Origin of the sequence: Microbacterium sp. SLBN-111 (assembly GCF_049739645.1) — a bacterium.
Lineage (GTDB): Bacteria > Actinomycetota > Actinomycetes > Actinomycetales > Microbacteriaceae > Microbacterium.
The window spans coordinates 786,031-799,767 of record NZ_JBMGQH010000001.1 but is presented as its reverse complement, the minus strand read 5'-3'; the positions used below and the strand labels follow the sequence as shown (position 1 = coordinate 799,767).

General features: G+C 72.3%; 11 protein-coding genes and 1 pseudogene. 11 read left to right on the top strand and 1 reads right to left on the bottom strand.

Going from position 1 to position 13,737, the window contains the following annotated elements; genetic code table 11:
- Positions 1-63: 63 nt before the first annotated feature.
- The 8 genes and pseudogenes from RKD05_RS03770 (at position 64) to RKD05_RS03735 (ending at position 8,909) form a co-directional block, all read left to right on the top strand.
- Entirely contained in the window at positions 64-1,329 is a 1,266-nt protein-coding gene (locus tag RKD05_RS03770; RefSeq protein WP_424708116.1) for an aminotransferase class V-fold PLP-dependent enzyme, read from the top strand.
- Positions 1,326-2,423, top strand: a complete 1,098-nt coding sequence (gene solA, locus RKD05_RS03765) for an N-methyl-L-tryptophan oxidase (RefSeq protein WP_424708115.1) — start codon at positions 1,326-1,328, stop codon at positions 2,421-2,423. Before RKD05_RS03770 ends, solA begins: the two co-directional genes overlap by 4 nt.
- A gap of 1 nt (position 2,424) precedes the next feature.
- A pseudogene (locus RKD05_RS03760) lies at positions 2,425-3,204 on the top strand (gamma-glutamyltransferase); the annotation flags it as partial.
- 85 nt (positions 3,205-3,289) lie between these two features.
- Positions 3,290-3,925 (top strand): gamma-glutamyltransferase, encoded by a 636-nt coding sequence (locus RKD05_RS03755; protein WP_424711764.1) that lies wholly within the window; start codon positions 3,290-3,292, stop codon positions 3,923-3,925.
- A gap of 41 nt (positions 3,926-3,966) precedes the next feature.
- Entirely contained in the window at positions 3,967-5,994 is a 2,028-nt protein-coding gene (locus tag RKD05_RS03750) for a primary-amine oxidase (RefSeq protein ID WP_424711762.1), read from the top strand.
- Entirely contained in the window at positions 5,994-6,503 is a 510-nt protein-coding gene (locus tag RKD05_RS03745; RefSeq protein WP_424708113.1) for a hypothetical protein, read from the top strand. Before RKD05_RS03750 ends, RKD05_RS03745 begins: the two co-directional genes overlap by 1 nt.
- A 303-nt stretch (positions 6,504-6,806) precedes the next feature.
- Positions 6,807-7,388 (top strand): hypothetical protein, encoded by a 582-nt coding sequence (locus RKD05_RS03740; protein ID WP_424708111.1) that lies wholly within the window; start codon positions 6,807-6,809, stop codon positions 7,386-7,388.
- 3 nt (positions 7,389-7,391) lie between these two features.
- Complete coding sequence (locus RKD05_RS03735; protein ID WP_424708109.1) at positions 7,392-8,909, top strand: helix-turn-helix transcriptional regulator; 1,518 nt, start codon at positions 7,392-7,394, stop codon at positions 8,907-8,909.
- Positions 8,910-9,005: 96 nt separating this feature from the next.
- Here RKD05_RS03735 and RKD05_RS03730 read toward each other — a convergent pair whose 3' ends face one another.
- Complete coding sequence (locus tag RKD05_RS03730) at positions 9,006-9,728, bottom strand: GntR family transcriptional regulator (RefSeq protein ID WP_424708108.1); 723 nt, start codon at positions 9,726-9,728, stop codon at positions 9,006-9,008.
- Between the two features lie 142 nt (positions 9,729-9,870).
- On the opposite strand from RKD05_RS03730, the gene RKD05_RS03725 reads away from it, so the two are divergent.
- Genes RKD05_RS03725 through RKD05_RS03715 form a run of 3 tightly spaced genes read left to right on the top strand, consistent with a single transcriptional unit; the run spans position 9,871 to position 13,732 of the window.
- A complete protein-coding gene (locus RKD05_RS03725; protein ID WP_424708107.1) occupies positions 9,871-10,818 on the top strand; it encodes a PDR/VanB family oxidoreductase in 948 nt (315 codons plus the stop codon).
- A gap of 54 nt (positions 10,819-10,872) precedes the next feature.
- Positions 10,873-12,210 (top strand): Rieske 2Fe-2S domain-containing protein, encoded by a 1,338-nt coding sequence (locus RKD05_RS03720; RefSeq protein ID WP_424708106.1) that lies wholly within the window; start codon positions 10,873-10,875, stop codon positions 12,208-12,210.
- The gene (locus tag RKD05_RS03715) at positions 12,203-13,732 is read left to right on the top strand and encodes a glutamine synthetase family protein (protein WP_424708104.1); all 1,530 of its coding nucleotides are present in this window, start codon (positions 12,203-12,205) and stop codon (positions 13,730-13,732) included. The genes RKD05_RS03720 and RKD05_RS03715 overlap by 8 nt, the downstream gene beginning before the upstream one ends.
- Positions 13,733-13,737 lie beyond the last annotated feature (5 nt).

Genomic DNA, 13,737 nt, shown 5'->3' with positions numbered 1-13,737 from the left:
GCGATCACAGATTGGATCCACATGTAGTATGTTTGGATCCTACCCGGAGGTAACCCGTCCCCCATGAACCCGCCCCCCACCGCAGACGCCGCGACGGCCTCGGCATCCGCGCCCGCTGCGCCGTCAGTGGGCGGATCCGCGATCGACGTCGGTGCGGAGCGCGCGCGCACCGCCGGCTCGACCCTGACCAGCCACTTCAACGCCGCCGGCGCGGCCCTGCCGACGCACGCCGTCGTGGCCGCCGTGGTGGACCACCTGCGGCTCGAGGAGCAGAAGGGCGGGTATGAGGCGGCCGCGGAACGCCGCGCCGACCTCGACGCGGTGTACGCCTCGGCCGCCCGGCTCGTGGGCGCGGACACCCCCGAGATCGCCCTCTTCGACAGCGCCTCGACGGGCCTCCGCATCCTGCTCGACGCCCTTCGACCGGCCGCGGGGCAGCGCATCATCGCGTCCAGCAGCACGTACGTCAGCCACGCGCTGCACCTCATGAGCCTCGCACGCGAACGCGGCATCGACCTCGTGATCGCGCCGTACGACGCGCACCGTCGGGTGGACGTCCCGGCACTCGAAGCCCTGATGTCCGACGGGGTACCGTCGATCGTGACGGTCGCCCACGTGCCCACGTCGTCGGGTCTCGTCGAGCCGGCCGCCCAGATCGGGGAGGTCGTGCAGCGCTACGGAGGCACCTACATCCTGGATGCCACGCAGTCGGTCGGTCACCTGGCGGTCGACGTCCGCGAGATCGGGTGCGACGTCTTGGTCACGACGGGCCGGAAGTTCCTCCGTGCCCCGCGCGGCACCGGCTTCGCCTACGTGCGCGACACGCTGCTCGAGCGTCTGCTCCCCATCGCCCCGGACGTGCGCGGTGCGCACTGGACCTCGAGCGCGGACTGGGAGCTCGTCCCCTCGGCGCGACGCTACGAGACCTGGGAGGGGCCGCTCGCGGCGCGCCTCGGACTCGGCGTCGCCCTCGACGAGGCCGCCGCCCGTGGCATCCCCGAGACGGAAGGGTGGCTCGTCGAGACCGGTGCCCGCCTGCGGGAGGCGCTCGCCGAGATCGACGGCGTCACGGTCGCCGACCCGGCGGGAAGCCCTTCCGCCCTCGTGACGTTCGTGATCGACGGTGTGGCCTCGGCCGACGCCGTCGTCCAGCTCGCGCGCCGCGGAGTGCGGGTCGTGTCGGTGCCCGCGACCCACGGCCAGTGGGATCTCGGCGACCGCGGCGTGCCCAGCGTCGTCCGCGCGTCCGCCCACGTCTACAACGACGACTCCGACATCGCCGCCCTCGTCGACGGGGTGGCCGCGATCGCGACGGGAATCCTCCGGTGAGCGGGGTGGTGTCGGCCGACGTCGTCGTGCTGGGGCTCGGCATCCACGGGATGTCCACCGTCGCCTCGCTCGCGGCCCGCGGCGTCCGGGTGATCGGCATCGACCGTTTCGCGCCGGGGCACTCCCGCGGGTCCTCCCACGGGCGCACGCGCATGATCCGCCGCGCGTACCCGAACCCGGTGTGGAACCCGCTGGTGGAGAAGGCCTTCGATGCGTGGGAGGCGCTCGAGCGTGCCTCGGGCGAGACGCTGCTGCACCGCACCGGCGGACTGTACGCGCACGAGGGGGCGTCGCAGCTGCAGGGCCCTGACTGCGTCCTGGTCGGGGATCGCGCCGAGATGGCCGCCCTCATGCCGTCGTTCGCGGTGCCCGAGGGCTACCGCGCCGTCTACGACCCGTCCGCCGGGGTGCTCGAGGCCGAGCGGTCGCTGATCGCCCTCCGTCGCCTCGCCGAGGCCGCGGGCGCCGACCTGCACGACGGCGAGCGGGTGCTCGGCTGGGACACGGTCGCCGACGGCGTCGAGGTCCGCACCGACCGAGGGGTCGTCCGCGCGAACCGTCTCGTGGTCGCGGGCGGCTCGTGGGCCGGTGCCCTGCTGCCGCAGCTGTCCGATCTCCTCGAGGTGTGGCGGATCCTCACCGTCACGGTCCGTCCCGGCCAGCCCGCGGGGATCCCGTCGGCGCTCGGAGCGTTCTCGGTCGATCGTGCCGAGGGGCTCGTCTTCGGCATCCCGGATGCCGACGGCAACGGCGTCAAGCTCGGAGTGGATGCCGGAGAGGTCTGGGACCCCGAGACCCCCGTCACGCCGCCGACGCCCGCCGAAGCCGACGCGCTGCGCGACCTCCTGCACGCGTACGTCCCCGCCCTCGACACGGAGCCGGTCGAACTCGCCGCGTGCCTCTACACGATGACCGAGGACAAACGTTTCATCATCGGGCCCCTGGCCGACGCCCCCGAGGTCATCGCCGTCTCGGCGTGCTCGGGGCACGGCTTCAAGTTCGGTCCCGCGATCGGTGACGCCGTCGCCGACCTCGCCACGGGGATCGAACGCCCCGATCTCGACTTCATCTCGACGGCCCGCCGGGGGATCTGACATGACCATCGCGCTCGCCGCTCCGCACCACGCCGCCGTCGAGGCGGGACGCTCCGCGATCGCTGCGGGCGGCAACGCGCTCGACGCGGCGCTCGCCGCGGCCGCGATGCTCACCGTGGTGTACCCGCACCAGTGCGCCGTCGGCGGTGACCTCATCGCCCTCGTCCGCCGCCCGGACGGCTCCACCGTCGCCGTCGTCGCGGCCGGCACCGCGCCCGCCGCGATCGCCGACGTCGCCGCGGCCTGGACCGAGGTCCCGCGCGCCGGGGCCGGGTCGGTCACGGTTCCGGGGATGTTCGCCGGATGGCAGGCGATCGCGGGACTCGGCGCCGCCCTGCCGCTCGCGCGCGCGCTCGAGGACGCCGCCGCGGCGGCGGAGGAGGGCACGACGGTCAGCGCGGGTCTCGACCGCGCGCTGGTGTCGCGCGCCGACGCGATCCTCGCGGACCCGGGGCTCCGGGACGTCTTCACGCGCGACGGCGCGCTCCTGGTCGAGGGGGACGCGCTGGTCCAGCCCGCGCTCGCCCGGTCGCTGCGCCGGATGGCGGCCGACCCCCACGACTTCTACGCCGGCGACATCGCGCGGTCGCTGGTCGCGACGCTGCGCGCCGACGGCGGCACCCACACCGCGGAGGACTTCGCGTGCTACCGCCCCGAGGTCACCGAGGCGCTGACCCGCGAGATCGGCGACGCCCGGTACAGCGTCGCGCCGCCGCCGTCCGTGGGGGCCATCCTCGTGGGCGTCGCCGCCGCGAGCGAGCGCGAGCCCGGCGCGGCGGAGCTGCTCGAGGCGAGCGTCCTCGGCGTCCAGGCGCGCGGCGCGCACCTCGGCGATCCCGCCGCGGGTCACCGTCGACGTCGAGGCGATGCTCGCGCTCGAGGCGCGTCCCTTCCAGGGCCCGCTCGAGCCCCGGCCGCAGGGCGACACCGCCGCGGTGGTCGCGATCGACGACGACGGCTACGCCGTCACGATCGTGCAGAGCGTGTACCAGACCTTCGGTTCTGGACTGCTCGACCCCGCGACCGGCATCCTGCTGCACAACCGCGGCGGCGCGTTCTCGGTCGACCCCGCCTCGCCGGCAGCGATCCGCCCCGGCGCCCGTCCGCCGCACACGCTCGCCCCCGCGATCGTCGACCGCGGAGACCTGACGGTGGTGGCCGGATGCCAGGGCGGCCGCGCTCAGCCGTGGATCCTCGCCCAGCTCCTCCCGGACGCGACCGACCCCGCCGTCGACCTCGACGAGCTGCTCGGCCGTCCGCGCTGGGTGATCGGGGACCGCGACCTCGGCCACGACCGCCTCACGCTCGTCACCGAACCCGGTGTCGCTCCGGAGGTCGTGGAGCGCGCCGAGTTCCTCGGACTCGGCATCGCGTCCTTCCCCGGGCCCGCCGACGAGGCCGGCCACGTCCAGATCGTCCGCCGATCGCGCACCGCCGGGGTGCGCGATGCCGCGAGCGACCCCCGCGCCGACGGGGTCGCCGCCCTCGTCCCGGCATCCTGAACCCACCCGCATCGCCCGCACCACCGCAGCAAGGAGACCCGATGACCGCCGACCGGTACTGGAGCGACCCCCTCACCCCGAGCGAGATCGTCGAGATCACCGCGCTGGTGCGCGCGGACGACCGCATCGGCGCCGAACCGCGCTTCTGGGGCATCGCCGTCGAGGAGGGTCTGGCCCGCAGCCTCGCCCCCGGCCAGGGGCGCCCGGTGCGCCTGATCGTGATGAACCCCGCGGCGCACGCGGCGTGGGAGGTCACCGGCTGGACCTCGGGCATCGACCGCGCCGAGGCCTCGCTGGCATCCTGGAGCCCCGTGGATGCCAAGCGCCCCGGCGTCTCGAGCGATGAGGCGCGCGCGATCGCCCGCGCCGCGCGCGAGCACCCCCTGCTCAAGGAGGCCCTCGCCAAGCGCGGCATCACCGACACCACGCACGTGTGGGTCGACCCCGAGTCCATCACCGGGTTCGAGCCCGAGGACCTCGCCGACCGCCGTCTGTCGTGGGGGACCGTCTGGTACCGCGAGAGCGCCGACGACAACGGCTACGCGCGTCCGGTCGCAGGGCTCGTGCCGATCCTCGACCTCGAGACGCTCGACATCATCCGGCTCGAGGACCACGGCGTCCTCCCGATGGCGAGCGAGGGCGGCAACTATCGCTCGGGCACCTGGGGTCCCGACCGCCACGTCGCGCCGCTCGAGATCACGCAGCCCGAGGGCCCCGGCTTCACCGTCGAGGGTCACAAGGTCACGTGGCAGAACTGGTCGTTCCGCATCGGCTTCACGCACCGCGAGGGACTCGTCCTGCACGACATCGCCTACCGTGACGGCGACGTCGAGCGTCCCGTCCTCCGCCGCGCCGCGGTCAACGAGATGTACGTGCCGTACCTCGACTCCGACCCGACGGCGTACCGCAAGAACTTCTTCGACTGGGGCGAGTACGGGGCCGGTCCCCTCACGGCATCCCTGGAACTCGGATGCGACTGCCTCGGCGAGATCCACTACTTCGACGCCCACGTGCTCGACGGCGTCGGCGAGGCGCAGACCATCACGAACGGCGTGTGCCTGCACGAGGAGGACTCGTCGATCCTTTGGAAGCACGTCAACACCCGCACGGGCGAGGCGGACGTCCGCCGCTCGCGGCGCCTCGTCATCTCGTTCTTCGCCACCGTCGCGAACTACGACTACGGCTTCTACTGGTCGCTCTACCAGGACGGCTCGATCGAACTGGAGATCAAGCTCACCGGCATCCTGTCGGTGTCCGGGATCGACGACGGCAAGATGCCCGCGTACGGTCGCATGGTCAGCCCGAACGTCCAGGCCCCCACGCACCAGCACTACTTCGCGGTGCGCATGGACACCGCGATCGACGGACCGAAGAACCGCCTGGTCGAGGTGCACGCCGAGGTCGAGGAGGACGAGGAGCTCAACCCCTGGGGCAACGCGGTCAAGATGGTCTCCGAAGTAATCGCGTCCGAGAAGGATGCCGGTCGGATGGCCGACGCGTCCCGCGCCGTGCACTGGCGGGTGGAGAACACCGAGCGCACCAACCGTTTCGGCGAGAGCACCGCGTACCGCCTGTCGGCGATGCACACGACGCGTCTGTTCGCGAAGCCCGGCAGCATCGTCGCGCGCAAGGCGCCGTTCGTCTCGAAGCACCTCTGGGCCACCGCGTACGACCCGAACGAGCGCTTCATCACGGGCGACTACCCCAACCAGGCTCCGCTCGAGGCCGAGGGCATCACGGCCTGGCAGCAGGCCGATCGCCCGCTCGACGGCGCCGAGCTCGTGCTGTGGCCGATCGTCGGCGTGCACCACTACCCGAAGCCCGAGGAGTGGCCGATCATGCCGGTGCACCGCATCGGTCTGCGCTTCGAGCCGGACGGCTTCTTCACGCGGAACCCGTCGCTCGACCTGCCGCCGTCTTCGGGCGGCGATCACTGCCACGCTCCGAGCGCCGGGTCCGGCGGGGCGGTGGCCGAGGGCCACGCGTTCCACGGGCACGACGCCGGCGGGCACGAGCACCACGACCACTCCGGGCACGGACACCACGGGCACGAGCACCACGGGCACTGATGGGGGAGGTCCTGCACGTCGGCGCGCTGGTGGCGACGGCGGCGGGCGCGTGCTGCGTCGCCGCCGACCGCCCCGCCGCGCGCGTGCGTGAGCTGTTCATCGCGGCGCTCATGCTCCTCGCGATGGGCGACATGGTCGTCGGCGGCGGTCGCGTGCCGCCGGTGTTCTGGGCGGCGGCGCTGCTGTTCGCGGCGCTCGTCGCGGTTGCTCCGGGGCGCGCGCGGCGGGGGAACGACCGGCGGATGCGGGCGTTCGACGCGCTCGGCGCCGTGCTCATGGCATCCCTTCTGCTGGCCGCGCACGTCCCGGCATCCCCGGGCTCGTCCCATCACGGGGCGGGGGCCATGCCGTTGGTGGTGCTGACCCTCGCCGGGGTGGCCGCGTACGCCGTCGGCGGCGTGGTACTGTTCGCCACGGCGCACCGCGACCGGCCGCTCGTCACACGGCTGCCGCCGCTCGCGATGGGAGCCTCGGCCGTGCTGATGGCGGCGCCGCTCGTGGTCGGCTGAGGGAGCCACTTACCACGACCCGCGTGGTCCCGGAGCGGTCATCGCCGACCTTCCGCCGCGCGCCGGGGCGCGTTTCGCGCGTCTCCGGAGAGAAAAAGCGACACCGTCGTACCCATTTGTCGCCAATCCGCGAGCGCGTCTTGCGAGGGCATCGGTGCCGCCTCAGGCTGGTGGCCACGATTCGCAGCCGCGTTCTGAAAGACGTCTCGCGGGCTGGATCACGACCCCTGAGGAATCATCGATGGATACTCACGAACCCCAGATCTCCCTCGATCTCCGCGAGGCGCGAACCGGGGGGCGTTCATGAGGAGCGGTGCACTGTCGGGTCAGCGCCCATCCATCGCCGGTACGGCGCTGGTGCCGTCGCCGACGCTGTCGGCGGGCCTGGTGCCCGCGCCTCGGCTGAGGCAGACGGTCGGCCGCGGTCGAGTTCGAGTCGTGGTGGTGGACGCCTTCGGGATGCCGCCTCAGTACCTTGCGCCTCTGCCCTCGGGCACCCGTGTCACGGAGGTGCGCTCCCTCGTCGATCCGTCGGGTGTCCGCGTTCTCTTCGCGCTCGAAGCGACGGGTGTCCTGCGCCGCCTGGTGCCGGGGCAGGAGGACTGGGACGAGGTGGCCCGCGGCATCCGCGGGTATCGTGCCGACGGTGACGACGGGCATGAGCCCGGTCCCGAGGTCGTGGCCGAGTCGATCCCCCGCCGTGCCCGCCCCGCGCGCGTGCGGACCGCGACGCTCCCGAACGGCCGCACCGCCGTCTACGCGCTCGGGGCCGACGCGCGGCTCTACGCCCGTGGCTCGACGTCCCGGCGTTGGCGGGTCGTCAGGGAGAACGTCGCCGCGTTCGATGTGTTGCCCCACGGCGCGGCCGTCGTGGCGAGCCGATAGCCCATGTCCGCACCCGCCGACACTCGCTCCCTCGATCGTCTCCTCGCCGCGCGCGACGCCGGCGGGGGTCATGCGGTGCTGCGGGTTCTGGCGGATCACTGGGACGAGCTGCGGAGCGAGCACCCGAGGGAACTTCTCCTCACCCTGGACGCCATGTCGGAGCAGGTGCTCCGCGGGAACCCGCAGCTGCGCCACTACCGCCGATATCTCGAGGACCATCTCGATCAGGCCACCGTCCGCGGGGTCTCCGGCGGCGGGCCGCTGCACCGACTTCGGTCGCTCACGCGGCATGCCGTCGCCGCCCGCACACTCGGACGGACGGCGATCGCCGCCCGACGCGTGGACGCCGCGCGCCACTTCCTGTCGACCCTTCCTCGTGACGTCGTGGCCGGGCTCGCGCCCTCGCTTCCGTCCCTGCAGTACGAGTGGGCGGCGACGTACGTGCAGGTCGGACGGTTCTCGGACGCGCTCGCGCAGTTCACCGACGCTCTGGAGTCGGCGCGTCGAGCGGGCGATCGCGGGTCGGCTGCCGCCTCGGGCGGTGGCGCGGCGCTGCTGTCCGTACTGGAGGGGCGCGGGCGGGATGCGTCCGCCGTCCTCGACGCGGTCGCTCCGGGGTCGGGATCGGACGTGGCGGATCCGTCGTCGGGACCGGGCCTGATCGCGCAGGCGTGGATCCACCTGGACCGGCTGGATCACACGCGCGCCTCCGCCCTGCTCGCCGGGGTGTGCATCGCCGACACCCCGGCGTATTGGGTGCCGTACTTCGTCGCCCGCATCTCGCTGGCCGCCGCGCGGCGGGAGGGGCGAGAGGCCCTCCTGGCCGACTTCGACGGCTTCGTCCACTCGCTCGCGGCGCGGGGCGCCGGATCCTCCGCGCACGCCGAGATGGTCGCGGCCGTGCGCCAGCTCCTGATCGTCCAGCTCCAACGGCCCGCGCAGAGCGGCAGCGAGCCCACGGCGGACGCGGCATCGGACCGTACGTGGCTCCTCCCGCAGTTGGAAGCGATCGTCCGGGCGCGCCATCTCGTCGACCGCGGGCGGGCGGATCAGGCGCGCAAGGTCCTGCCTCCCCTCCTCGAGGTCGACGAGTCCGTTCCGCGTGTCCTCATCCCCGCCCTGCTCCTGGCCGCCGAGATCGATCCCGGTCGGAACGTGGACGCGCACCTCCGGCGAGCCGCGCGGCTCGCGCTCTCGCACGGTCACTTCTCACCGTTCCTGAACAGCCCTCCGGAGATCCGTCGGCAGGCGGCGGATGTCGTCGCCGCCGGGGGAGAGGAAGAAATGGCCGATCGCATCCGGTCGCTCCCGCCCCGCACGCTCGTGCGAGACCCGGGTGAGCTGAGCGGACGGGAGATGGATGTCGTCGAGCTCGCGGTGGACGGGTTGAAGAACCTCGAGATCGCCGCCCGGCTCCACCTCAGCCCCAACACGGTCAAGTCGCACCTGCGCAGCGCTTACGGGAAGCTCGGTGTGTCGACGAAGAAGCACCTGGCCGAGCGCTTGGGCGCGCGGGCGTAGGTACAGGCGCCCGGTGACGGACGTGTCCGCAGGCGTCCCGCCGGTGACTTACTGAGACTGACGTGACACCAGGTGTCACGCTGGTCTCAGTGGGACCTAGCCCGTGAACACCGTCGCGGAGCGCCGCTCGTACCAGCGGGCCAGCTGCTCGCCGGCCTTCAGGACGTGCTCGCGCATCTCGCGGCGGGCGGCTTCGGCGTCGCCGCGCTCGATCGCGTCGATGATGCGGACGTGCTCCTGGAAGTTCTCCTCGCGGTGGCGGTCGTCGCCCACGAGCAGCTGAGCCGAGACGTTGCGGGGGAAGGTCTCGTTGATCTCCTCGATCGCGCGGGCGAGGCGCGCGTTGGCGGAGACCTGCGCGATCGTGTTGTGGAACACGTCGTTCTCGCGGCGGCTGGCGAGGGCCGGGTCGCTCTGGCCGCGCTCGCGCTCGACGGAGCGGTCGTACATGTCCTGGTTGGCCGCGCGGAGGCGCGTCACGTCGTTGCGCGAGATGCGCTCGACGGCGCGGGCCGCCGCGAGGGCTTCGAGCTCGGCGCGCACCTCGTAGGCCTCGCGCACCTCCCACGGCGCCGGCACGCGGACGACGGCACCGCGGTTGGGCAGCACCTCGATGAGGCCGCCGGTCTGAAGCTGGCGCAGCGCTTCGCGCACGGGGGTGCGGCTGACGCCGAAGTCGTTGGCAAGCTCCGCCTGCCGTAGCTGCGCGCCGATGGGGATGTCGCCGGACATGATGCGTTCCCGGATCTTGGCGGCGATCTCGTCGACGAGCGCGTGCCCCCCGGCCGCCGTGATCTCGGTTTCCCCCCGTGCGGCCATGGTGCCCCTCTCGGTCGATCGTGGTCGCGATCCCACGAGGTGCGAACCTAGCAGAACGGGTGACGGATGCCACGCAATCCACGCGGTACTGGCTCCCAGGCGAATGATTCGGGATCCAATATGCATCTGTTAGGATCCAAACATGACGACTCGAGAGGATGCCGGAGAGCTGCGCGCTCGCGTGCGCTCCCTGACCCTCGAGACCGCCGACGTGATGTCCGTGGAACTCGAGGGCATCGACGGACCGCTGCCCGAATGGACGCCCGGCGCCCACATCGACCTCGCCCTTCCCGGCGCCCCCGTCCGCCAGTACTCGCTGTGCGGCGAGCCCGGCTCGGCGCGCTACCGCATCGCCGTCCTGCGCGAGGAGCAGAGCCGCGGCGGTTCCCGAGCCGTGCACGAGCGCCTCCGCCCGGGCGACGTCGTGTCGCTCCGCGGTCCCCGCAATCATTTCGGCCTCGTCCCCGCCGACGAGTACCTGTTCCTCGCGGGCGGCATCGGCATCACGCCGGTTCTGCCCATGGTGCGCGCCGCCGCCGCGGCGGGCGTGCCGTGGCGGGTGCTGTACCTCGGTGCCTCGCGCACCCGCATGGCCTTCCTCGACGTCCTCGCCACGATCCCCGGGGGAGCCGTCGATGTCGTCGCCCGTGACGAGGGCGTCCGCGCCGACCTCGAGGCCGAGCTCGCGGCCCACCCGAACGCCGCGGTCTACGCGTGCGGCCCGGCGCGCATGCTCGAAGAGGTCACGCGCATCGTGCCCGAGGCATCCGGTCGTCTGCACCTGGAGTACTTCACCGCGCCAGTCGTGGAGTACGAACCCGGCGGGCCGTTCGCCGTGCGCCTCGCGCTCACGGGCGTCGAGGTGACCGTCGAACCCGAGCAGACCGTGCTCGAGGTGCTGCGCGGGGCGGGAGTCGAGGTGCTCTCCGACTGCGAAGAGGGCATCTGCGGCAGCTGCGAGACGGGCGTGCTCGAGGGCGAGGTGGAGCACCGCGACTTCGTCCTGACGGCCCAGGAGCGGGCCGCCAACGACTGCATGATGGTGTGCGTCTCGCGTTCGGCGTGCCCCGTCCTCGTCCTCCAGGCCTGACCCGCCCGGAACACCCACGAAACCGACCACGACAGAGCACGAGAGGCGACGGCGATGCTGAAGCAGGAAGACAACGAGAAGATCACCCGGTCCGGTCCCGGCACTCCGCTCGGCAACCTGCTGCGCTCGTACTGGCAGCCCGCCGCGCTCGTGTCCGAGATGCCGGGGGAGCGGCCGGTGAAGGCCGTCCGCATCATGAGCGAGGACCTCGTGCTGTTCAAGAAGCGCGAGGGCTGGGGTCTCATCAGCCGCTACTGCGCCCACCGCGGGGTCGACCTGTCGTACGGCCGCCTCGAGGAGGACGGCATCCGGTGCCTGTATCACGGGTGGCTCTACGACGGTGAGGGCAAGTGCGTCGAGCAGCCGGCCGAGCCCGAGCACAGCCAGTTCCTCGGCAAGATCCGCATCGCCAACTACCCGTGCGTGGAGAAGAACGGGATCATCTTCACCTACATGGGCGCGGGCGACCCGCCGCCGTTCCCGGACTACGACTGCTTCATCGCGCCGGAGGAGTACACCTTCGCCTTCAAGGGCATGTGGGAGTGCAACTGGCTGCAGGGCCTCGAGGGCGGCATCGACCCGAGCCACGTGTCGTTCCTGCACCGCTTCATTCAGGAGGACCCGCGCGAGATGTACGGGCAGCAGTTCGCCGAGGAGGTCGAGGGCACCGGCAAGAAGCTCTCGATGCTCGTGGGCGAGAGCTACCGTCCCGACATCGAGGTCGAGAGCGCCGAGCACGGCCTCCGCGTCTTCGCGCTGCGCCAGCTCACCGAGGACATCAAGCACGTCCGCGTGACGAACCTCATGTTCCCCAATGCCTTCGTCGTGCCGTTCGGCAACACCAAGGTGTTCACGCAGTGGCACGTGCCGATCGACGACGAGCACCACTACTGGTACATGATCTGGTACGACTTCGCCGAGGTCACCGACAAGGAGACCCTGCTGCAGCAGCGGCTCGAGGGCGTGACGCTGCCGGACTACCGGCCGATCCGCAACCGCGACAACAACTGGGGTTTCGACCCGCAGGAGCAGAAGGACCTCACGTACACGGGCATGGGCCTCGACATCAACGTCCACGACCAGTGGGCAGTGGAGAGCATGGGTCCGATCCAGGACCGCACGGTCGAGCGCCTCGGCGTCTCGGACCGCGCCGTCACCGCCAACCGCCGCCTGCTCCTCCGCGCGATCGATTCGTTCGCCGCGGGCGGGCGGACGCCCTCGCACCCCGTGAGCGACGAGGAGGCCGCGAAGCTCACCGGGCCGCTCGCGATGGACACGATCGCGGCCAACGACGCGTGGCAGGAGCGCTGGGTCCAGCGCGAGCAGGAGCGCCGCTCCGCCTCGCCGTGGGCCGCCCCGAAGGCGACCGCCGAGGAGACCGTCGATGCGTGAGCGCAACGTCGACGAACGCCCCGTCTCGGAGAGCGGCGGCGGCATCTCGGCGCGGCCGATGCTCGCGGCCGACCGGGAGGGCTTCGTGCACCGGCACGGGCTGTGGAGCGAGGCGAAGTACGCCGCCGCGGGTCAGATGCGCCGCGTCGTGGACGAGCTCGGCATCGACATGGTCCGCTTCTCGTTCGTCGACCAGCACGGCATCCTGCGCGGCAAGACCATCGCGCGCGGAGGACTCGCCGCCGCCCTCCGCTCGGGCGTGACGGCACCGAGTTCGCTGCTGCTGAAGGACACGTCGGGGCAGTCCGTCTTCTCGGTGTTCAGCGCCGAGACGGGCGTCGGGGTCGGCGGGTTCAGCGGCGCCGGCGACATCGTGCTGGTGCCCGACCCCACGACGTTCCGCGTGCTGCCGTGGGCGCCGGGGACCGCCTGGATCCTGTGCGACCTGCACTTCCCGGACGGCAGCCCCGTGCCGTTCTGCACCCGCACGATCCTCCGCAACGAGCTGACCACGCTCGCCTCGCGCGGCTACGACATGACCGTCGGCGCCGAGCTGGAGTTCCACGTCTTCCGCGCCGAGGACGCCGCCCTCGGCACCGAGCACGTCGGTGCGCCCGGCCGCCCGGGTGCCCCTTCGCTCGCGGCCCCGACCACGCGCGGATCGCAGCTGCTGCTCGAGGAGGGGCTCGACCGCATGCAGCCCCTCGTCGACGCGCTGTACCGTGGGCTGACGCTGCTCGACCTGCCGCTGCGCTCGATCGAGCTGGAGTTCGGCCCCAGCCAGTTCGAGATCACGATGGAGGCCGGCTCGGCCGCCGAGATCGCGGATGCCATCGTCCTGTGCCGCACCGCCGTCCGGCGCATCGCCGCGGGCCTCGGGTATCACGCGACGTTCATGTCGCGCCCGCAGGGCGCCGAGGGCGCGTCCACCGGGTGGCACCTCCACCAGTCGCTCACCGAGCGGGCGACCGGTCGCGGCGCGTTCGTCCCCGACGCCCCTGGCACGACGCTGTCGCTGCTCGGCTCGGCGTACCTGGGTGGCCTGCTCGCGCACGCCGGTGCCGCGGCCGCGTTCACGACCCCGACGGTCAACGGCTACAAGCGCTACCAGCCGAACTCGCTCGCGCCCGACCGCATCGCGTGGGGCATCGACAACAAGGGCGCGATGGTCCGCGCCGTCGGTGGCGTGGGCGACCCCGCGACGCGCCTGGAGAACCGCTCGGGCGAGCCCGCGGCCAACCCCTACCTGTACATCGCGTCGCAGCTGATCAGCGGCGTCGACGGCATCGACCGGGGTCTCATCCCGCCGGCGCCGACCACCGACCCGTACCGCACGGACGCCCCGTCGCTCCCGGCCTCCCTGGGTGCCGCCATCGACGCGTTCGAGGCAGACGCGGTGTTCCGCGCCGCGCTCGGCGACGTCGTCGTCGACTGGTACGCGACCATCAAGAGGGCGGAGTTCGCCCGCTACCTTCGCCACGTCTCCGACTGGGAGCAGCGCGAGTACTTCGAGATCTTCTGAGGACC